Origin of the sequence: Streptomyces sp. NPDC005496 (genome assembly GCF_042872045.1) — a bacterium.
GTDB lineage: Bacteria > Actinomycetota > Actinomycetes > Streptomycetales > Streptomycetaceae > Streptomyces.
On sequence record NZ_JBIAJQ010000007.1, the window covers coordinates 478469 to 498286 of the forward strand.

Sequence of the window (19818 nt, forward strand, 5' to 3'; positions counted from 1 at the left end):
AAATGAGCGATCAGGGCGCGATCGAGCAGATCGAGGACCTCGAAGAGTCCCCCGAGATGTTCGGCCTGACCTTCAACAGTGTGCTGAGCACGGCCAACCTGCACTGCCTCCACGACCCCACCGCCAACACCTCCGAGACGTGGGAGGCGTGGGTCGCCGCGATGCAGGTCGGCTCCGCGCTGTTCGCGGCGGCCACCACCGACGCGGACTCCGTCGAGTGCGTCATCGCGCACAAGACGCGGACGATCCCCGCCACCGGCCCCAAGCACTTCACCGACGCGGGCAACTGGATCACCGCGTTCTGGCTGGCGGTCGTCTGCCGCGACCAGACCCGCATGACCCAGCTGGCCGGGGTGCCGATCGAGGTGCTGCGGGCGTCGGGCGCGGTCTACGACGACTACATCTACGACTGGGTGGACGCGCTCCAGACGTACTGGACGGAGCGCCCCGGCCTCGGCGAGAAGTTCTCCGCCGCCTTCCGCGGCACCGACCCGGATGTGCTCCGGGTCGCCGACCGGGAGCTGATGCTGCAGATCCTCTACCCGCCGCTGAACCTGTTCCTGCAGTTCCTCAAGCGGGACGCGGAGCAGTTCAACGAGGGGCTGGCCCAGGCGCTGCGGCTGCACAAGGCGTACTGGACCAAGGACGAGGACCGCCGGCTGTCCACCGACGGCGCCGTCGCACTCGGTCCGCTGGCCGTCGCCTGCCTCGCCCTCGACGTCGGCATGCCGGTCGAGGTCGAGTCCGAGTACCTGCCCAAGCACCTGCTCCAGCGCAGCTGGCTCGGGGAGTTCCCCACCTGAGGAATCCCGGGGGAACACGAGAAGGGGGCCCGCACTTCGCGGGCCCCCTTCTCCGTCGGCCCGCGAAGTGCGGGCCCGCGGAGCGTTACTTCACGACCGTGATCCGGTCCGCCTTCGGCACCGGATACGGCGCCGCGGCCGAGGAGTTGGCCGTCAGGTACGACTCGAACGCGGCCAGGTCGTCGCCGCCGACCCGCACGTTGCCGCCCTTGCCGAGCTCGGTGAAGCCGTCGCCGCCGCCCGCGAGGAAGGAGTTCATCGCGACGCGGTAGGTGGCGTTCGGGTCGATCGGGGCGCCGTTCAGGCGGATCGAGTCCGCGACCACCCGGGCGGCGCCCGTCTTGGTGAGGTCCAGCGTGTAGGTGAGACCCGAGGAGATCTGGAGGACCTTCGGGGCGGCCTCGTTGGCACCGCTGACCTGCTGCTGGAGCCCGGTGACGAGCTGCGAGCCCTTGAGGTCGACCAGGTTCACCGTGTTGGCGAACGGCTGGACGGTGTACGCCTCGCCGTACGTCACCACACCGTCGCCCTCGCCCGCGCTCGACGCGTAGGTGAGGCCGGCGCGGATGCCGCCCGGGTTCATCAGCGCGACGTCGGCCTCGGGGTCGACGGACTTGGCGTACGCGAGCTGCGCGTCGGCGATCATGTCGCCGAGCGGGGACTCGGTGCCCGTGTTCGGGATCTCACCGGCGATGTAGCCGATCGGGCGCGAGGCCACCGGGGCGGCCAGCGCCTTCCACTTCGTGATCAGGCCGGTCATGTCCGCGGCCTTCGCCACGTCACGGGTGACCACGTGGTTCGCGGACTTCACCGCGGTGCGCGCGATGTCGCCCGTCCAGCGGTCGTAGGTCAGCGTGGTGTCCGTGTAGAGGCGGCCGAAGGACGCGGCCGAGGTGACCATGCGCGGGTTGCCCGCCGGGTCCAGGATCGTGCAGGCGTAGGCCTGGTGGGTGTGGCCGGTGACCAGCGCGTCGACGGCCGGCGTGACGTTCTTCGCGATGTCGACGATCGGTCCGGAGATGCCGTCGCCGGCACCCGGGCTGTCGCAGTCGTAGTTGTACGCCGTCGAGGCGGGCGCGCCGCCTTCGTGGATCAGCGCGACGATCGAGTTGACGCCCTGCTTGCGGAGCACCTTGGCGTACTTGTTGATCGTCTCGACCTCGTCGCCGAACTTCAGGCCCTTGACGCCCTCGGCGGACACGATGTTCGGGGTGCCCTCCAGGGTCACGCCGATGAAGCCGACCTTGACGCCGTTCTTCTTCCAGACCCAGTAGGGCTTGAGGAGCGGCTTGCCGGTCTTCTCCTTGGTGACGTTCGCCGCCAGGTAGGGGAAGTCGGCGCCCGCGAACTCCTCGCTGTCGTCGTAGCAGCCGTCCTTCGGGTGGCAGCCGCCGTTCTGCAGGCGGGCCAGCTCCGCGGCGCCCTCGTCGAACTCGTGGTTGCCGACGCTCGTGACGTCCAGGTCTAGCTTGTTCAGCGCGTCGATCGTCGGCTCGTCGTGGAAGAGGCCGGAGATCAGCGGGGAGGCACCGACCATGTCACCGGCGGCGGCCGTGATCGAGTACTTGTTGCCCGCGCGGGCCTGGCGCAGGTGCGTGGCGAGGTACTCGACCCCGCCCGCGTCGATGTTCTTGGTGGTGCCGTCCTCGTTCAGGTGCGTGACCCGGCCGGAGGAGCCGGTCGGCGGCTCCAGGTTGCCGTGCAGGTCGTTGAAGGACAGCAGCTGTACGTCCTGGTAGCGGCCGCTGCCCTGGTGGTGGCGGGCGGTCGCGGTGTCCGGGCCGGCGCTCGCGGGCATCGCGGCGGCCAGCGCACCGACGGTGGCGAGGCCTGCGGCGGCGGCGAGTATGCGACGGGTGCGTCTGTGCCGGGGCGTCGGCAGCATGGTTCCCCCTGTGGGAGCGTCGTACGGCTGTGGCTTGGGCGCAGCCTAGGATCAACGCGCGTAGCGCAACAGGGGGTTCGGGTTACGGACTGATTGCCATCGGCTCACGGTTGCCCGAATCGCGCCCCGGACGAGGGGTGCGCGGTGCCGCCGGGCCACCCGTGCGCCGCCACGCCGGGACCGGCCGCGCCCGGCTCCTTGTCCGGAAATCCTCGCGCCGTACCCTCGTATCCATGACCAGCGACGACACCGCACCCGCCGCCTTCTCCCGCTCCATCGAGACCTGCGCGCAGCTCTCCCCCGAACAGGCGGGGGCCGTGCTCGACCTGCTCGCCGAGGCCGCGCGGACCGACGGCCAGCAGGCGGTGTCCGAGCAGGGGCGGCTCCAGCTGAGCGGCGGCGAGCGCGAGGGCGTACGGCACCTGCTGCTGACGGTGGGCGGGACCCTCGTGGGATACGCGCAGTTGGAGGACACCGACCCGGTGGAGGCGCCGGCCGCCGAGCTGGTCGTGCACCCCTCCCACCGCGGACGCGGGCACGGCCGGGCGCTGGGCACGGCGCTGCTCGCGGCCTCGGGCAAGCGCCTGCGGGTGTGGGCGCACGGCGCGCACTCCGCCGCGCGGCACCTCGCGCAGGTGCTGGGGCTGACCCTGTTCCGCGAACTGCGCCAGATGCGGCGGCCGTTGACCGGTATGGAGCTGCCCGAGCCGGTGCTCCCCGCGGGGGTCACCGTCCGCACCTTCGTGCCGGGCGAGGACGACGCGGCGTGGCTCGCGGCCAACGCCGACGCCTTCGCCCACCACCCCGAGCAGGGCTCCCTCACCCAGCGGGACCTGGACGACCGGACGGCGCAGCCGTGGTTCGACCCGGCGGGCTTCTTCCTCGCCTTCCGCGACGGTGAACTGGCCGGTTTCCACTGGACGAAGGTGCACGCGCAGGAGCGGCTGGGCGAGGTGTACGTGGTCGGGGTGCGCCCCGGCGCGCAGGGCGGCGGTCTCGGCAAGGCCCTGACGGCGATCGGGCTGCGCCATCTGGCCGCGCAGGGCCTGCCGACCGCCATGCTCTACGTGGACGCGGACAACAAGGCGGCGGTGACCGTGTACGAGCGGCTCGGCTTCACGGTCCACGAGACGGACCTGATGTACCGCACGGAGTCGTGACGCCCTGACCCGGCCCCTCCCGTCCCGGCCGGAGTCATCCGGCCGGGACGGGAGCCCGGCGCCGTGACACGGTCCGCCGGCGCGGGGGTTCGCGCGTCCAGGCGGCGCAGGCCAGGGCGCCGGCGGCGAGGAGCAGCGCCCACTGGTGGTGCGCCGCGCCCCACCGCTCGTCGTCCACGGTGACGAACGGGGTCCACCGGTCCGGGACCAGCAGCGGTGCCGCGACCGCCGCGACCAGGAACGTCACGGCCGCTCCGGTGCCGGGCTCGGCCTGGCCGGAGAAGCGGACGCCCGCCGCGGCGACGGCCAGCGCGAGGACGGCGGTGGCGGCGGCCTCCAGCGTGACGGCGCCGACGGGCGGGCGCCCCTCGGCGGGCACGAGGGCGAGCGCCGCCACCCACCAGAGCGCGGCGAACGGCGCCACGAGCGCCACGCGCAGGCCGGTGCGCAGCGGGCGCCCCGCCGGGACGGCCGCCGTGGTGTGCCGGGCGGGGTCGTCCAGGAGGAAGGCCAGCCCGAGGGCGAGGGCCAGCGCCGCCGCCCGCAGGAGGGTCAGGCACAACCAGGGGTCGGGCCGGCCGGGGAGCATCCGGGGCACGCCCGCGAGCAGCAGCCCGAGCGCGCCGCCCGCCGCGAGCGCCCACCGCGGCAGGGTCCGTGTGACGGGCCGCACCAGGGCCCGGGTCATTCCCCGCACGTGTCGGCCCCCTTCGGCACCGGCACGTCCAGCAGCTCGGCCGCCCGTGCCGTGGTCGTCCTCGGCGAGGTCAGCTCCGCCCAGTGGGCCTTGACCTTGGCGGTGATGCCGTAGCGGGGCTTCTCCAGCAGTTCGCGGACGACGTCGGTCTGCTGGGCGGTCATGGAGAGCGGGTTCGTCGGGGTGAGCGCGATGCCGGAACCGCTGACGCGGTCGTCGAGGCGGACGTGCCGGAAGGCGGACATGGGGTCGGGCTGGGCGCCGAGCGCGAGCCACATCACGGTCACCACGCGGGCGTCGCACGCCTCGCCCATGGCGTACTCGTCGCCCGCCACCAGGACCGATGCGACGGCGACCGCGAACTCGGGTACCCGGTTGCCGCCCCAGCGCGTGCCGACGGTCACCCGGCCGGGTGTGCGGGACGGCTGGAGCGCGGCGTCGCCGTCCAGGCCGTACCGCGCGTCGACGCGCTGGCGCACGGTCAGCCGGGTGGCCCCGGCACCGCCGCCCGCGAGGGAGCGCACGCGCCCGACGGCCTCGGCCCACTCGTCGGTCCGGCCGGACCACTCGGGGTAGGCGCAGTACGCGTCGCGGCCCTGGACGCGGCAGGACTGCACCTTCTCCGGGGCGACGGACGCCTTCTCCCGGGCGGCGGCCAGCCCGGCCGGCTCACCGGACGCCTGTCCCGCGACGCCCGCGCCGGTGGCGGCGAGCGCGGCGACGGTCACCGCGGCGACCAGCCGGTTGCGGCCGCCGGAGACGAGGACCGCCGCGCAGGCCAGGGTGAGGGCGAGTCCGGTCAGGTACAGGGCGTGCCAGGCGGCGGGGCGGCCCAGCAGCTCCGAGGGGAACGGCTCGGTGCCGGCGTCGCCGACCACGGGCCACAGCCACCGCTGCCAGTCGGCGTCCTCCAGTCCGGCGGACACCAGGGTGGCGAGGACCAGCCCGGCGACCACGAGGAGCGGCGCGGCGAACGCGGAGGGGACCAGGCGGGCGAGCAGCACGCCGATGATCCCGGCGAGCAGGACGACCAGCGGGCCGACGGCCAGTTCGGCGGGCGAACCGTGGCCCGCCGCGCCGGGCTTGAGGGCCGTGCAGGTGAAGTCGAGGAGGACGACCAGCGCGGTGAGCGCGGCGGCCGGGACGACCGACAGCAGGTGCGCGGCCGTACGCCGCCAGGGCTCCACGACCAGCACGTCGAAGGTCTGGTCGGTGCCGCGCCGCCGGGAGCGCAGGACCCCGCGGTTGGCGCTGACGAGTACGGCGACGGCGACGAGCAGGGGCCGGTCCTGCGTGGCCCGGTCGGCGTCCTGGAGGACCGGGAAGTCGTCCATGGGTTCGCCGCCGCCCCACAACTGCCAGCAGGTGTAGGCGAGGTACAGGGCGAACATGGCGAAGACCGGTATCTGCAGCAGCAGTTCACGGGACTCGAAGCGGGCCAGTGCGAGCACGGCAGCCGCCCGGGTCCGCCGGCCGGACGGTGCGGCGAGCGCGCTCTCCGCGCGGGCCGGGTCGATGACGGTGGTGCTCATGCCGCCACCTCCGCGGGCTCGCCGTCGAGGGTGAGCAGGTAGCCGTCCTCCAGGGTCGGTTCGAGCAGGTCCGCGCCGGGCGGCGGGTCGCCGACGTTGCGGAAGACGCCGGCGCCGGTGCGCCAGCCGGCCTTCGCGTGCGGCGCGCGCTCCGCGCTGCTCCACACCCGGCCCGCCGCGCGGGCGGTCAGTTCGGCGGGGGTGCCCTCGAAGCGGACCCGGCCGCGGGCCATGACGATCACCCGCCGGCAGAGCATCGCGACGTCCTCGGTCTGGTGGGTGGAGAGCAGCACCGTGCGGCCCTCCCCCGCCCTCGCGATCAGCTCCCGGAAGCGCATCCGCTGTTCCGGGTCGAGACCGACGGTCGGCTCGTCCAGGACGAGGAAGCCGGGGTCGCCGACGAGCGCGGCGGCGAGGGCGACGCGCTGCCGCATCCCACCGGAGAGCTTCTTGATCCGCCGGCCGCGCACCTCGTAGAGGTCGACGGCGTCGAGCACCCGGCGCACCTCGGCGTGCCGGGCGGCGCGGTCCGTCAGTTCCTTCAGGATCGCCACGTAGTCGACGAACTCGAAGGCGCTGAAGTCCGGGTGGAAGCCGGGGGTCTGCGGCAGGTAGCCGAGCGTGCGGCGCACCTCCTGCCGGCCGGCGGTCGTGCCGGGGTCGCGGCCGAGCACCGTGAAGGAGCCGCGGTCGGCGGTCAGGGCGGTCGCGAGCACCCGCAGCAGGGTGGTCTTGCCGGCGCCGTTGGGGCCCAGCAGGCCGGTGACGCCGTCCGCGAGCCGCAGCGACACGTCGTCGAGGGCGTGGGTGCTGCCGTAGCGCAGGGTCAGCCCTGCTGCCGAGACGGTGGGGGCGCCCCCCGGGAAGGCGGAGGTCATGCGGCACTCCTGTGGGTCGAGGCGGTGGATGAGTCGAAGCGGTCGCGGACGGCGTACAGCAGTCCGGCGGTGAGCAGTGCGACGGCCGCGGCGACGCCCTGGCCGGCCGCGGTGAACGGCGCGAGGATCCCCTCGGTCCTGCTGTCGGCGACGAGCAGCAGCCCGGCCCACGCGCCGCCGACGACGGCGGGCGCGGCGACCGGTCCGAGCCTGGGGGTCAGTGCGAGGGCGAGGCCGGTGAGGGCGAGCGCGGGCAGCAGCCAGGCCACCGCGCGCAGGCCGTACGAGGGCAGCGCGAGCGTGGCCAGGCCGTCGAGCGCCGTCCCGGTGGCCAGGACGGCGACCGTACGGATCATCAGCAGCCGGAATCCGTGGGTCGGGGAGACGACGGCCATCTCGTACGTCGGGTCGAGGGCGGGCCCGTACGACAGGGCGACCCCGGCGAGCGGAAGCAGCGGCGCGAGGGCGAGGAAGAGGGTGGGCGACTGACCGCTGCGCAGGGCGGTCGCCGCCGCGAGGGCCGTCATCAGGACGGCGACGACGGCGACGAGCCAGGCCCGCCGCAGCACGGGGGTGGCGGCGAGCAGGCGGGCCGTGTGGTCGGCGACGCCGATCCGCACCAGTAGGGACTCGACGAACCCCGGCCGCGGGGCGTCGAGTTCGGCGTCCAGCCGGGCCCACCCCTCCTCCAGCGCGACCGGGTCGGTGACCTCCGCCAGCGCCGCACGGCACCGCGCGCACGCGGCGAGGTGGGTGTCGGCGGACCACAGCCGGGGGGCCGTCAGTTCACCGCGCGCGTAGGCCCGCAGGTCGTCCTCCGGCACGTGCCAGGTGGTGTCGTTTCCGCTCATGCCAGCGCCTCCCGCAGCTGCTTGCGGGCGCGTGAGGCCCGTGTCTTGACGGTGCCGGGCGGGATGCCGAGCAGGACGGCCGCCTCCCGGGTCGTGAGGCCGTCGACCACGGTGGCCTGGAGGACCGCCCGCAGTTCCGGTGAGAGCCGGGTCAGCGCGCCGGCGAGGTCGCCGTGCTCGACGCCCGCGAGGACCCGTTCCTCGGCGGAGGCCTCGTCCCGGTGGCGCAGCCGGCCCAGCGCCTGGCGCAGCCGCCCACGCGCCCCGTCGCCGCGCAGGGTGTCGATGAGCCGGCGGGAGCCGACGCGCCACAGCCAGCCGGCCGCGTCCCCCTCCTCGCGGTAGCGGGCGGTGCCGCGCCACACGGCGAGGAACGTCTCCTGCACCACGTCGTCGACCACACCCGCGTCCGCGCAGCGGCCGCGCAGCCGCGCGGTCAGCCACGGCGCGAACCGCCGGTACAGCTCCTCGAAGGCGCGCCGGTCCCCGTCCGCCGCGATGGCCCGCAGCAGCTCCCCGTCGCTTCTCGTATCCCTCACGCCCCATCATCGGACGAGCCCCCCGGATCGGTTCACGAAGGGTCCGACGGGTTTCCGCGGGGCGGATTCCCGCAGGTGGGACGGGCGTTGGCCGTCCGCGTTTGACACCGGGACCACCCTTGCACCACCCTTTCACTACTCAATTAGTGAAAGGGTGGTTGGTCCGAGTGGTCGAGTACCGCATCGACCGGCGCAGCGGCGTCGCCACCTACGTGCAGATCGTCCAGCAGACCAAGCAGGCACTGCGCCTGGGGCTGCTCGAACCGGGCGACCGGCTCCCCACGGCCCGCGAGGTCGTGGAGGCGACGGCGATCAATCCGAACACCGTCCTGAAGGCCTACCGCGAGCTGGAGCGCGAGGGCCTCGTCGAGGCCCGCCGCGGCCTCGGCACCTTCGTCCGCCGCTCGCTGGGCGCCGCCCCGGCGGACTCGCCGCTGCGGGCGGAGCTGGAGGACTGGGCGGCCCGCGCCCGGGCGGCAGGCCTGGACCGGGACGACGTCTCGGCGCTCTTCACCGCCGTACTGGAACAGTTCACGCACACCGAGGGGGAACAGCACATGAGCACCGAGGGGGGCCGGAAATGACGGACACCGCCATAGCGGCGGCCGGACTGGGCAAGCGGTTCGGACGCCGGGGAGGCTGGGCCCTGCGCGAGTGCGCGCTGCGGCTGCCCGCCGGACGCGTCTGCGCCGTCGTCGGCCCGAACGGCGCGGGCAAGTCGACGCTGCTCGCCCTCGCGGCCGGCGTCCTCGGACCGACCGAGGGCACGCTCACCGTGCTCGGCACGGACCCGGCCGCGGCCCGCGAACGCATCGCGTACGTCGCCCAGAACAAGCCGCTGTACCCGCAGCTCACCGTCGCCGAGACGCTCCGCCTGGGGCGCGAGCTCAACCCGGCCCGCTGGGACCCCGCCGTCGCCGAACGGATCGTGACGGCCGGCGGGCTCGCACCGAAGGCCCGGATCCGCTCCCTGTCCGGCGGCCAGCGCACCCGGGTCGCGCTCGCCTTCGCACTGGCCAAGCGCCCCGAACTGCTGCTCCTGGACGAGCCGATGGCCGACCTCGACCCGCTGGCCCGCCACGAACTGATGGGCGTCCTGCTCGCGGAGTCCGCCGAGCACGGCACCAGCGTCGTGATGTCCTCGCACGTGGTCGCCGAGCTGGAGAACTCCTGCGACCACCTGATCATGCTCGGCGACGGCCGGGTGCGGCTCGCGGGCGACCTGGACGACCTGCTCGCCGCGCACGTCCTCACCACGGGCCCGAGCCGCGACCTCGCCCCGCACACCGTGATCGAGTCCCGCACCACCGGACGGCAGCAGACCGCCCTCGTCCGGCCGCGGGGCCCGCTCACCGGCGTCGGCGAGACCACCGCGCCCTCCCTGGAGGAAGTGCTGCTCGCGCACCTGCGCAGCCCCGAGGCCCCCGACCTGATCCTGGAGCCGTCCCACCGCTCCGCCGCCCCGGAGCCCGCCGTATGACCGCGCTGACCACGGCCGACGCCCCCGTGAGCGCGCGCCCCGCGGCCGGGCGCCCCGGCACCGTGCGCGCCGTGCTGCGGCTGCACCGCGCCGCCCTCTACGCCTGGGCGGCCGTGATCACCGCCGCCTCCGCGCTGATGCTGTGGGCGTACGCCGCGCTCGCCGGGCCCGCGAGCGACGCCTACCGCCGTCTGAGGGCCTGCGACTACTCCTGCGCGTACGACCAGGACGCGTACCTGGCCTTCAAGGACGCCTCGACGTACGCCCACTGGACCGTCACGTTCCTGCCGCTGCTCGTCGCGGCCTGGGCGGGCGCCGTGCTGACCGCGCGCGAGCTGGAGAGGCACCGCGCGGCTCGCCTGGACCCAGTCGGTCACCCCGGCCCGCTGGCTGGCCGCCAAGCTCGCCGTCCCGGCCGCGCTGGTCACCGCCGGGACCGTCCCGCTCGTCGTGCTGCACCACCTGATGTGGGACGCCGGGCGCGGCGGGAACAACCTCGCCTGGCACGACATCCTGGTCTTCCAGGCCAACGGCCCGACCACCGTCGCGCTGGCCCTGTTCGCCCTGGCCGCGGGCGCCCTGGCCGGACTGCTGCTGCGCCGCACCCTGGCCGCCCTCGCCGTCACCGCCGCGGCCACCGGGCTGCTCTGGTACGCGCTCAACGGCTACCGCGCCTGGTTCTGGCCGCCGGTCACCCGGACCACCTCCCTCCAGGAGGGCCCCTGGTACGGCGGGCTCACCACCGACCGCGGCGTCGTCGACGCCGCGGGCACCCAGCTGCCCATGCCGCACTGCGTCGCGTCCTGGGACCACGCCAGGGCCTGCGCCGGCACCTTCGAGCGGCTGCACGTCACCGCCTTCTACAGCGACGTCCAGCCCGCCTCCCACTACTGGCCGCTCCAGCTCTCCGCCACCGGCGCCGCCCTGGCGCTGACCGCGCTCACGGTCCTCGCCGCCTTCCGGGTGCTGAAACGGCACACCGATGGCACCGGGAACACCGGACGCGTCACCGGCGGCGCGGCACGCGTGACCGGCGGCACCACGGGCGTCACCGCCGCGACGAAGACGGCCCCCGCGCGGACCTTCACCGTCAAGGGGGTCTTCCGGGGGCCGGTCTGGGCCGTGCTGCGGCTGCACCGCCCCGCCCTGCGGACCTGGCTGGGACTCGTCGTCGTGGTGTCCGCGGCGCTGCTGTGGGCGCACGGCCCCGGCTTCGAGCACGCCCTCGCGGAATCCCGCTACGGGTGTCTCGCGCAGATGGACGCCTGCGACGTGGCCACCGGCCCCTGGGGAAGCCAGTACTACTCGGTCGTCGTCGCTCTCAGCACCCTCACGGTCTCCTACCTGCCCCTGCTCGTCGCCGCCTGGGCCGGCGCGACCCTGACCGGGCGCGAACTGGAGAACGGCACCGCGCAGCTCGCCTGGACCCAGTCGATCACCCCGGCCCGCTGGCTGACCGCGAAGCTCGCCGTCCCGGCCCTGCTCGTCGCCACCGGCACCGCCCTCCTCGTGGCGCTGCACCGGTGGATGTGGAACGACGGCCGGGAACTGCTCTGGGGCAGCTGGTACGACATGGACACCTTCCGCGCCAACGGCCTCGTCACCCCCGCCTACGCCCTGTGCGGCCTGGCCCTCGGCGCCCTCGCGGGCCTGCTGACGCGCCGCACGCTGCCCGCGCTGGCCGCCTCCTTCGGCGCCCTGCTCGTGGTGTACGTCCTCGGCAACGTCGACCGCGCGAGCCTGTGGCCCACCGAGACGCTCACCGGCAGGCACGCCCTCGACCCGCCCGAGAGCGTCCAGGTCGTGGAAAGCGGTGTGATCACCGCGGACGGCACGAGCGTGGGCGGCAACACGACGTGTACGCAATTCGGCGACGCGGCCCGGCTCAGGCACTGCATGGCGGACAAGGGCATCGCCGACTTCTGGACCACCTACCACCCCGCTTCCCACGTCTGGCCGCTCCAGCTGGTGGAGTCCGGGATCGTCCTCGCGGTCGCCGCCCTCGCGGTCGCCGGGTCGTACGCCCTGCTGAGGCGCCGCACGGCCTGAGCCCCGGCCCGGGTGCGTCCCCACGGGGGTGGGACGCACCCGGGCCTGCGTGGGCCCCGGAAGCCGCCATGGACGCCCGGGAGCCGCCCCCCGATATCCCGCACGTCATGTCGCCGTAACCATCGATTCAGACGGGCTTGCGACCCTCACCGAATGAACCCCGCCGTGCCCGAGCCCTCACCTCCGCCGGAGAACGGGAAGGCCGGGGGGAGCGGTCGTTTCGCCCTGACGCTCCCGCCCGCCCTCTCCGACGCGCCTGTCACGCCCCTGGCGCGGAACAATGGGTCCATGAACCAGCCCAGCGCCCAGGCACAGGTCCAGCACCCGCAGCCCTCCGTGGGCTCCATCGCCGCGCACCGGCCCCACACCGTGGCGGCCAACGTGTCCGACCTCGAACCGGATCTCGACGCCGATCTCGACGTGTACGAGGACACCGTGCAGGACGGCGTCCAGCTGCCCCAGGGCCGCTTCCTGGACCGGGAGCGCAGCTGGCTGGCGTTCAACGAGCGGGTGCTCGAACTCGCCGAGGACCCGAACACGCCCCTGCTGGAACGCGCGAACTTCCTGGCGATCTTCGCGAGCAACCTGGACGAGTTCTTCATGGTCCGGGTGGCCGGTCTCAAGCGCCGCATCGCCACCGGCGTCGCCACCCGCTCCGCCTCCGGCCTCCAGCCCCGTGAGGTGCTGGAGATGATCTGGGCCCGCTCGCGCGAGCTCATGGCCCGGCACGCGGCCTGCTACCAGGAGGACGTCGCCCCCGCGCTGGCCGAGGAGGGCATCCACCTGGTCCGCTGGAACGAGCTGACCGAGAAGGAGCAGGCCCGCCTCTTCACGCTCTTCCGGCACCAGATCTTCCCGGTCCTGACCCCGCTGGCGGTCGACCCCGCGCACCCCTTCCCGTACATCTCCGGCCTCTCGCTGAACCTCGCGGTGGTCGTACGGAACCCGGTCAGCGGCCACCGCCACTTCGCGCGCGTCAAGGTCCCGCCGCTGCTCTCCCGCTTCCTGGAGGCCTCCCCGGACCGCTACGTCCCCATCGAGGACGTCATCGCCGCGCACCTGGAAGAGCTCTTCCCCGGCATGGAGGTCCTGGAGCACCACACCTTCCGCCTCACCCGCAACGAGGACCTGGAGGTCGAGGAGGACGACACCGAGAACCTCCTCCAGGCCCTGGAGAAGGAGCTGATGCGGCGCCGCTTCGGGCCGCCGGTGCGCCTGGAGGTCGAGGAGTCCATCGACCGGTACGTGCTCGACCTCCTCGTCCGGGAGCTGAAGATCAGCGAGGCGGAGGTCTACCCGCTGCCCGGTCCCCTGGACCTCACGGGTCTCTTCGGCATCAGCCACCTCGACCGGCCCGAGCTGAAGTACCCGAAGTTCATCGCGGGCACCCACCGCGACCTCGCCGAGGTGGAGTCGGCGTCCGCGCCCGACATCTTCGCCGCCCTGCGCGAGCGCGACGTCCTGCTGCACCACCCGTACGACTCCTTCTCCACCTCCGTGCAGGCCTTCCTGGAGCAGGCGGCCGGCGACCCGGACGTGCTGGCCATCAAGCAGACGCTGTACCGGACCTCCGGCGACTCGCCCATCGTGGACGCGCTGATAGACGCGGCCGAGTCCGGCAAGCAGGTCCTCGTCCTGGTGGAGATCAAGGCCCGCTTCGACGAGCAGGCCAACATCAAGTGGGCCCGCAAGCTGGAGGAGTCGGGCTGCCACGTGGTCTACGGGCTCGTCGGCCTCAAGACGCACTGCAAGCTCTCGCTGGTGGTCCGTCAGGAGGGCGACACGCTGCGCCGCTACTCCCACGTCGGCACCGGCAACTACCACCCGAAGACGGCCCGCCTGTACGAGGACCTCGGCCTGCTCACCGCCGACCCGCAGGTCGGCGCGGATCTCTCCGACCTCTTCAACCGGCTCTCCGGCTACTCCCGCCGCGAGACCTACCGCCGTCTGCTCGTCGCCCCCAAGTCCCTGCGCGACGGCCTGATCTCGCGGATCAACAAGGAGGTCCAGCACCACAACGCCGGACGTCCCGCCCACGTCCGCATCAAGGTCAACTCGATGGTGGACGAGGCGATCATCGACGCCCTCTACCGCGCGTCGCAGGCCGGCGTCCCCGTCGACGTGTGGGTGCGCGGCATCTGCGCGGTCCGCCCGGGCGTCACGGGCCTGTCCGAGAACATCCGGGTCCGCTCCATACTCGGGCGCTTCCTGGAGCACTCCCGGGTCTTCGGCTTCGGCAACGGCGGCGAGCCCGAGGTGTGGATCGGCAGCGCCGACATGATGCACCGCAACCTCGACCGCCGGATCGAGGCACTGGTCAGGGTCACCGACCCGGCCCACCGGGCCGCCCTGAACCGGCTGCTGGAGACCGGCATGTCCGACACGACCTCCTCCTGGCACCTGGGCCCCGACGGCGAGTGGACCCGGCACGCGACCGACGCGGACGGCCAGCCCCTGCGCAACGTCCAGGAGATGCTCATAGACGCCCGGAGGCGCCGGCGTGGCACAGCGACACCTTGACCCCACGGGCCCCACCGCGGGGCGGGCCCCGTCCGGCGGGGACCTCGACGCACTGCGGGGCGCCCCCACCGGGGAGGCGCTCGCGGGCTATCTGCGGGCCCAGGCCACGGAGTTCCTGCGCTCGCTGCGCCAGCACCGCGAGGCGGGCGGGGACGGCGGTCCGGCCGCGCGGGCCAAGCCCAAGCCCGGGGGGAACGGTTCGCAGGAGACCGTCGACGCGGCGCGCGCCCTGCGCCGCTCGGCCCGCCGGATCAGCGGCACCCTGCACACCTTCCGGCCGCTGCTCGACGCCGAGTGGTCCGAGTCCATGCGGCCCGAACTGGCCTGGCTGTCGGGCACGCTGGCCCGCGAGCACGCGTACGCGGCCCGGCTGGAGCGCCTGCTGCTGGCCCTGCACCGCCTGTCCGGGTCGGCGGCCTTCCCCGCGCAGTCCTCCTCCGCGGGCCGGGCGGCGGCCTCCGCCGGGGCGAGCCGGCCCGCCGGAGCGGACGGGGCGGCGACCGGCCCGGTGCCGCCGGCCCCCGGGCTCCCGGAGCGCGGCCACCTCACCGTGGGCGCCGCCAAGGCTGGCGCCCTGCTGGAACGGCAGCTGACCCTCGCCCGGACGCGCGCCCACTCGGCGGCCCTCCAGGCGCTCGGGTCGAGCCGCTTCCACGCGGTCGCCGACAGCGTCGCCGTCCTCGCCAGCGAGGTCCCGCTCACGCCCGGCGCGGCCACCGCCGACCTGCGCCGCCCGGCCACCGCCGCCGAGGAGCGCCTGTGCGACGCGGTCACCGCCCTGCCCCTCATCACGGCGGGCCACCCCTACAACGCCGAGGCCCTGGTGCACGGCCTCTCCGCCGACACGGCGCCCCAGCCGCAGGACGCGCCCTGGCACCAGGTCCGCCTGCTGCTGCGGCTGCACCGCTACGCGCGTGAGGTCCTGCACGGCGGCGAGGGCCCCCTGGACGTCCGCCTGCTGAACGCGGGCCGGGCACTGAACCAGCACCGGGACGCGGCGGAGGCGGCCTCGGCCGCCGCGTCGGCGGCCCGCACCCCGCGCATCGCCCCGGCGACGGCGTACGCCCTCGGCGTGCTCCACGCCGACCAGCGGCACGAGGTGGAGGCCGCCAGGTTCGCGTTCCAGCAGTCCTGGCAGAAGGCCGCGGTGGGCACCGCCTGACCGCGCGATCGAGCCACGCACGGCCGGCCGCGGCCGGAGCGGGCGGGAGGAGGCCGTGACGCATGACCGACACCACGATCCGGGCGGCGGGCTGCGTGCTCTGGCGCCGTTTCCCCGGCACCGGCGACCTGCGGCTCTGTCTGGTCCACCGGCCCAAGTACGACGACTGGTCCCACCCCAAGGGCAAGCTGAAGCCCGGTGAGGACCCGCTGGCCGGCGCGTTGCGCGAGGTGGAGGAGGAGACGGGGTACGCGGCCGAGCCCGGCGCCGCCCTGCCCGTCCTGCGCTACGTCGTCGGCGGCCGCCCCAAGGAGGTCCGCTACTGGGCCGCCGAGGCGCGGGCCGGCGGCTTCGTACCGAACCGCGAGGTCGACCGCATCCTGTGGCTCCCCCCGGCGGAGGCCCGCGGCCGGCTGACCCAGCCCCGCGACCGCGACCTGGTCGACGCCCTGCTCTCCGCGCTGCACCTCACCTAGGCCGTGTCCGCCGCCATCGCGCACCCGGCCCGGGGCACCCGGACGGCCGTGGAGTTACGACGGGCGGGGGTACTCGGGCGCCGAGACGGCCAGGCCCGTACGGCGGCGGAGGCACCCCGGGTGCCGGGACGACCGCGCGGACGTACGGCAGGCGGAGGTATCCGGGCCCCCGCAAGGCCGTCGGCGAGCGTGGAAACCCGGATGTCGGTGTCCGGTTGCCTAGTGTTTGCGCGGCGACCGGAGTCACCCGAGTTGTCCGAAACCGACCCGTGTCCTCGACGTAAGCGTTCCGTGACCTCACCGCACCGCCCTCAGGGGTTCACCCCCCGTTCACTCACGCCAGTCGGCGGCTTCACCTGTTCTGCCTAATTTCGGCCTTACCCGGTGCGGACCGCTTCCTGGATGTGGCGCCCGCATGACACCGATCTCGCGCGCCGCCATCTGTAGGCGGCTCCTGGAAGGAACTCCCGAAAGTGAAGCTTCAGCGCAAGAACCGGCTTCGCGCCCTCTCCCTCGGTGCTGTCGCCGTCTCCGGCGCCCTGGCCCTCACGGCGTGCGGCTCGGACGACACCGGCAAGAGCAACGAGGGCGGCTCCTCGGCCACGGCCGGCAACAGCGCCATCAAGTGTGACGACGCCAAGGGCCAGCTCCAGGCCTCCGGGTCCTCCGCGCAGAAGAACGCGATCGACGCCTGGATCAAGGCGTACTCGGCCTCCTGCAAGGGCGTGCAGATCAACTACAACCCGACGGGTTCGGGCGCCGGCATCACGGCGTTCACCCAGGGCCAGACGGCCTTCGCGGGCTCCGACTCGCCGCTGAAGCCCGAAGAGGTCACCGCCGCGAAGAAGGCCTGCGACAACAACGCGGCCATCGACCTGCCCATGGTCGGCGGCCCGATCGCGGTCGGCTACAACGTCCCGGGCGTCGACAGCCTGACGCTGGACGCCGCCACGCTGGCCCAGATCTTCGACGGCAAGATCACCAAGTGGAACGACGAGGCGATCGCCAAGCTGAACGCCGACGCCAAGCTCCCGAGCACCAAGATCCAGACGTTCCACCGCTCGGACGACTCCGGCACCACGGACAACTTCACCAAGTACCTGAAGGCCGTCGCCCCCTCCGACTGGAAGTACGAGGGCGGCAAGGCCTGGCAGGCCAAGGGCGGCCAGTCCGCTCAGGGCTCCTCGGGCCTGGCCCAGCAGGTCAAGCAGACCGAGGGCGCGATCTCGTACTTCGAGCTCTCCTACGCCGGTGACGGCATCAACACCGTCGACCTCAAGACCGAGGCCGCCGAGCCCGTCAAGGCCAGCGTGGAGAACGCCACGAAGGCCATCGCCACCGCCAAGGTCGCCGGCACCGGCAAGGACCTGTCGCTGGAGCTGAACTACAAGCCGACCGAGGAGGGCGCCTACCCGCTCACCCTGGTCACCTACGAGATCGTCTGCGAGAAGGGCAACAAGGCCGACACCCTGGCCGCCACGAAGTCCTTCCTCACGTACATCGCGAGCGAGCAGGGCCAGCAGCAGCTGGCCGACGCCAAGTACGCCCCGATCCCCGACGAGATCATCACGAAGGTCCGCGAGACCATCGCGGGCCTGAGCTGACCTGAGTGTGCGGCCCGCCTCCCCGAGGCGGGCCGCACCGTCCGGTGCACCGCCGCCTGGAGCCGCCACCCGAACCGGCTCCGCAGACCGGAGAATCCTGATGGACATATCTACGCGTACCGCAGAGGCACCGCCCCCTGCCCCCCAGCCTTCCGCGGCCGAGCAGAAGAACGCCGCCCGCGGTGCCACCCGCCCCGGAGACCGGATCTTCCTCGGTCTCTCCCGCGGGTCCGGCATCTTCCTCCTGGTGATCATGGCCGCCATCGCGGCCTTCCTCACCTACCGCGCGTCCCTCGCGATCAGCAAGGACGAAGCCAACTTCTTCACCACCTTCGAGTGGAACACCAACGTCGAGCCGCCGTACTTCGGCATCGCGGTCCTCGCCTTCGGCACGGTCGTCTCGGCGATCATCGCCATGGCGCTCGCGGTCCCGGTCGCGGTCGGCATCGCGCTGTTCATCACGCACTACGCGCCGCGCAAGCTCGGCGGGACCATCGCGTACGTGATCGACCTGCTCGCCGCCGTCCCGTCCATCGTGTACGGCCTGTGGGGCGCCCTCGTCCTGGTGCCGCACATGAGCGGCCTCTTCGGCTGGCTCGACCACTACTTCGGCTGGACCGGCATCTTCGAGTGGCAGGGCGGCGCCCCGCGCTCGATGCTCACCGTCGGCATCCTGCTCGCGATCATGATCCTGCCGATCATCACGAACGTGAGCCGTGAGGTCTTCCGCCAGGTCCCGCAGATGCACGAGGAGGCCGCGCTGGCCCTCGGCGCCACGCGCTGGGAGGTCATCCGCATGTCGGTGCTGCCCTTCGGCCGCTCCGGCGTGATCTCCGCCTCGATGCTCGGCCTCGGCCGCGCGCTCGGCGAGACGATGGCCGTCGCCACCGTGCTCTCCCCGACCTTCGACATCAACGCCAGCCTGCTCGACCCGGGCGGCGGCACCTTCGCCCAGAACATCGCGAGCAAGTTCAGCGAGGCCACCGAACTGGGACAGGACGCGCTCATCGCCTCCGGTCTCGTCCTGTTCGTCATCACGCTGGTGGTCAACGGCGCGGCGCGCATGATCATCAACCGCCGCAAGGAGTACTCGGGGGCCAACGCATGAGCCACGCACCCGTCACCGACAAGCGCCCCAGCAGCCTCCGCGGCGCGCAGCTGCCGAAATGGTCCCCGTGGGGGATCGCCGCCGGGTCCGTCGTCCTCGCGGTGGGCATCGGCCTGGCCGGCGGCCTCGACAGCCGCGTCCAGTGGGGCCTGATCGCCGCGCTCCTGTTCGTCTTCGGCACGTACGCCATCGCGGCGCGCGTCGAGGGCCGCCGGCAGGCCAAGGACCGCGTCGCCACCAGCCTGGTCTGGGTCTGCTTCCTGATCGCCGTGATCCCGCTGGCCTCCCTGATCTGGGAGACCGCCAAGCGCGGCATCAAGGTCTTCGACGTCTACTTCCTGACCCACTCGATGGGCGTGGTCGCCGACACCGAGCCCGGCGGCGGCATCTACCACGCCATCCTCGGCACGCTGGAGCAGGTCGGCATCGCCACCCTGATCGCCGTGCCGGTCGGTGTCCTGACCGCGATCTACCTGGTCGAGTACGGACGGGGCGGGCTCGCCAAGGCCGTCACCTTCTTCGTCGACGTCATGACGGGCATCCCGTCGATCGTCGCCGGCCTCTTCGTCCTCAGCTTCTGGATCCTGATCCTGGACATGGGCTACTCCGGCTTCGCCGGTTCGCTCGCCCTGGCGATCCTGATGATGCCCGTGGTGGTCCGCTCCACGGAGGAGATGCTCAAGCTCGTCCCGAACGAGCTGCGCGAGGCGTCCCTGGCGCTCGGCGTGCCGAAGTGGCGCACGATCATCAAGGTGGTGCTCCCGACCTCGATCGGCGGCATCATCACGGGTGTGATGCTCGCGGTGGCGCGCATCACGGGTGAGACCGCGCCCGTCCTGCTCCTCGTTTGGGGTACCGGATTCATCAACAGCAACCCCTTCGAGGACCCGCAGGCCTCGCTGCCGCTGTACATCTACCAGCAGTACGCGAACAGCGCCGGCTCCGGCGCGGCCTACGACCGGGCCTGGGCGGCGGCACTCGCCCTCATCGCCTTCGTCATGATCCTGAACCTCGCGGCCCGCGGCATCGCCCGCTGGAAGGCCCCGAAGACGGGCCGCTGACGCGGCCATCAGC

The 19818-nt window shown here is 73.3% G+C and carries 17 protein-coding genes; 11 read left to right on the forward strand and 6 right to left on the reverse strand.

Features of this window, described 5'->3' with window-relative positions; translation table 11 throughout:
• Window positions 1-2 precede the first annotated feature (2 nt).
• Entirely contained in the window at window positions 3-803 is an 801-nt protein-coding gene (locus tag ACFYQQ_RS23900) for an immunity 49 family protein (protein WP_356242908.1), read from the forward strand.
• Window positions 804-888: 85 nt separating this feature from the next.
• Here ACFYQQ_RS23900 and ACFYQQ_RS23905 read toward each other — a convergent pair whose 3' ends face one another.
• Entirely contained in the window at window positions 889-2688 is a 1800-nt protein-coding gene (locus ACFYQQ_RS23905; protein WP_388905041.1) for a bifunctional metallophosphatase/5'-nucleotidase, read from the reverse strand.
• Window positions 2689-2921: 233 nt separating this feature from the next.
• On the opposite strand from ACFYQQ_RS23905, the gene mshD reads away from it, so the two are divergent.
• Complete coding sequence (gene mshD / locus ACFYQQ_RS23910; protein WP_388905042.1) at window positions 2922-3848, forward strand: mycothiol synthase; 927 nt, start codon at window positions 2922-2924, stop codon at window positions 3846-3848.
• 34 nt (window positions 3849-3882) lie between these two features.
• On the opposite strand, the gene ACFYQQ_RS23915 is transcribed toward mshD, so the two are convergent.
• Genes ACFYQQ_RS23915 through ACFYQQ_RS23935 form a run of 5 tightly spaced genes read right to left on the reverse strand, consistent with a single transcriptional unit; the run spans window position 3883 to window position 8345 of the window.
• The gene (locus ACFYQQ_RS23915) at window positions 3883-4536 is read right to left on the reverse strand and encodes an ABC transporter (RefSeq protein ID WP_388905050.1); all 654 of its coding nucleotides are present in this window, start codon (window positions 4534-4536) and stop codon (window positions 3883-3885) included.
• Window positions 4533-6077: an ABC transporter permease gene (locus ACFYQQ_RS23920; RefSeq protein ID WP_388905043.1), complete on the reverse strand. Its 1545-nt coding sequence runs from the start codon at window positions 6075-6077 to the stop codon at window positions 4533-4535. Before ACFYQQ_RS23920 ends, ACFYQQ_RS23915 begins: the two co-directional genes overlap by 4 nt.
• Complete coding sequence (locus tag ACFYQQ_RS23925) at window positions 6074-6955, reverse strand: ABC transporter ATP-binding protein (protein ID WP_388905044.1); 882 nt, start codon at window positions 6953-6955, stop codon at window positions 6074-6076. The genes ACFYQQ_RS23920 and ACFYQQ_RS23925 overlap by 4 nt, the downstream gene beginning before the upstream one ends.
• On the reverse strand, window positions 6952-7806 hold the full coding sequence (locus tag ACFYQQ_RS23930) for a zf-HC2 domain-containing protein (RefSeq protein ID WP_355794605.1): 855 nt from the start codon (window positions 7804-7806) through the stop codon (window positions 6952-6954). Before ACFYQQ_RS23930 ends, ACFYQQ_RS23925 begins: the two co-directional genes overlap by 4 nt.
• The gene (locus ACFYQQ_RS23935) at window positions 7803-8345 is read right to left on the reverse strand and encodes an RNA polymerase sigma factor (protein ID WP_356169678.1); all 543 of its coding nucleotides are present in this window, start codon (window positions 8343-8345) and stop codon (window positions 7803-7805) included. The genes ACFYQQ_RS23930 and ACFYQQ_RS23935 overlap by 4 nt, the downstream gene beginning before the upstream one ends.
• Window positions 8346-8512: 167 nt before the next feature.
• Between ACFYQQ_RS23935 and ACFYQQ_RS23940 the strand changes: the two genes are divergently transcribed.
• The 9 genes from ACFYQQ_RS23940 (at window position 8513) to pstA (ending at window position 19805) form a co-directional block, all read left to right on the forward strand.
• Window positions 8513-8929, forward strand: coding sequence for a GntR family transcriptional regulator (locus ACFYQQ_RS23940; RefSeq protein WP_355793854.1), 417 nt, complete (start codon window positions 8513-8515; stop codon window positions 8927-8929).
• The gene (locus tag ACFYQQ_RS23945; protein ID WP_355793855.1) at window positions 8926-9825 is read left to right on the forward strand and encodes an ABC transporter ATP-binding protein; all 900 of its coding nucleotides are present in this window, start codon (window positions 8926-8928) and stop codon (window positions 9823-9825) included. The genes ACFYQQ_RS23940 and ACFYQQ_RS23945 overlap by 4 nt, the downstream gene beginning before the upstream one ends.
• Window positions 9826-10275: 450 nt before the next feature.
• On the forward strand, window positions 10276-11874 hold the full coding sequence (locus tag ACFYQQ_RS23950; RefSeq protein WP_388905045.1) for a hypothetical protein: 1599 nt from the start codon (window positions 10276-10278) through the stop codon (window positions 11872-11874).
• Between the two features lie 153 nt (window positions 11875-12027).
• Window positions 12028-14394 (forward strand): RNA degradosome polyphosphate kinase, encoded by a 2367-nt coding sequence (locus tag ACFYQQ_RS23955; protein ID WP_388905046.1) that lies wholly within the window; start codon window positions 12028-12030, stop codon window positions 14392-14394.
• Window positions 14375-15556: a CHAD domain-containing protein gene (locus ACFYQQ_RS23960; protein ID WP_356169690.1), complete on the forward strand. Its 1182-nt coding sequence runs from the start codon at window positions 14375-14377 to the stop codon at window positions 15554-15556. Before ACFYQQ_RS23955 ends, ACFYQQ_RS23960 begins: the two co-directional genes overlap by 20 nt.
• A 62-nt stretch (window positions 15557-15618) precedes the next feature.
• Window positions 15619-16032 carry an NUDIX hydrolase gene (locus ACFYQQ_RS23965; RefSeq protein ID WP_355794344.1) on the forward strand — a complete coding sequence of 138 codons (414 nt, stop codon included), beginning with the start codon at window positions 15619-15621 and terminating at the stop codon, window positions 16030-16032.
• A gap of 473 nt (window positions 16033-16505) precedes the next feature.
• Window positions 16506-17636, forward strand: coding sequence for a phosphate ABC transporter substrate-binding protein PstS (pstS, locus tag ACFYQQ_RS23970; protein WP_355794343.1), 1131 nt, complete (start codon window positions 16506-16508; stop codon window positions 17634-17636).
• A gap of 100 nt (window positions 17637-17736) precedes the next feature.
• Complete coding sequence (pstC, locus tag ACFYQQ_RS23975) at window positions 17737-18744, forward strand: phosphate ABC transporter permease subunit PstC (protein WP_355795725.1); 1008 nt, start codon at window positions 17737-17739, stop codon at window positions 18742-18744.
• Window positions 18741-19805 (forward strand): phosphate ABC transporter permease PstA, encoded by a 1065-nt coding sequence (gene pstA / locus ACFYQQ_RS23980; protein ID WP_356169695.1) that lies wholly within the window; start codon window positions 18741-18743, stop codon window positions 19803-19805. The genes pstC and pstA overlap by 4 nt, the downstream gene beginning before the upstream one ends.
• Window positions 19806-19818: the final 13 nt, after the last annotated feature.

Coding starts and splice junctions, on each gene's coding strand:
- ACFYQQ_RS23900 (WP_356242908.1), top strand. CDS start 3: ATGAGCGATCAGGGCGCGATCGAGCAGATCGAGGACCTCGAAGAGTCC.
- ACFYQQ_RS23905 (WP_388905041.1), bottom strand. CDS start 2,688: ATGCTGCCGACGCCCCGGCACAGACGCACCCGTCGCATACTCGCCGCC.
- mshD (WP_388905042.1), top strand. CDS start 2,922: ATGACCAGCGACGACACCGCACCCGCCGCCTTCTCCCGCTCCATCGAG.
- ACFYQQ_RS23915 (WP_388905050.1), bottom strand. CDS start 4,536: ATGACCCGGGCCCTGGTGCGGCCCGTCACACGGACCCTGCCGCGGTGG.
- ACFYQQ_RS23920 (WP_388905043.1), bottom strand. CDS start 6,077: ATGAGCACCACCGTCATCGACCCGGCCCGCGCGGAGAGCGCGCTCGCC.
- ACFYQQ_RS23925 (WP_388905044.1), bottom strand. CDS start 6,955: ATGACCTCCGCCTTCCCGGGGGGCGCCCCCACCGTCTCGGCAGCAGGG.
- ACFYQQ_RS23930 (WP_355794605.1), bottom strand. CDS start 7,806: ATGAGCGGAAACGACACCACCTGGCACGTGCCGGAGGACGACCTGCGG.
- ACFYQQ_RS23945 (WP_355793855.1), top strand. CDS start 8,926: ATGACGGACACCGCCATAGCGGCGGCCGGACTGGGCAAGCGGTTCGGA.
- ACFYQQ_RS23955 (WP_388905046.1), top strand. CDS start 12,028: ATGAACCCCGCCGTGCCCGAGCCCTCACCTCCGCCGGAGAACGGGAAG.
- ACFYQQ_RS23965 (WP_355794344.1), top strand. CDS start 15,619: ATGACCGACACCACGATCCGGGCGGCGGGCTGCGTGCTCTGGCGCCGT.
- pstC (WP_355795725.1), top strand. CDS start 17,737: ATGGACATATCTACGCGTACCGCAGAGGCACCGCCCCCTGCCCCCCAG.
- pstA (WP_356169695.1), top strand. CDS start 18,741: ATGAGCCACGCACCCGTCACCGACAAGCGCCCCAGCAGCCTCCGCGGC.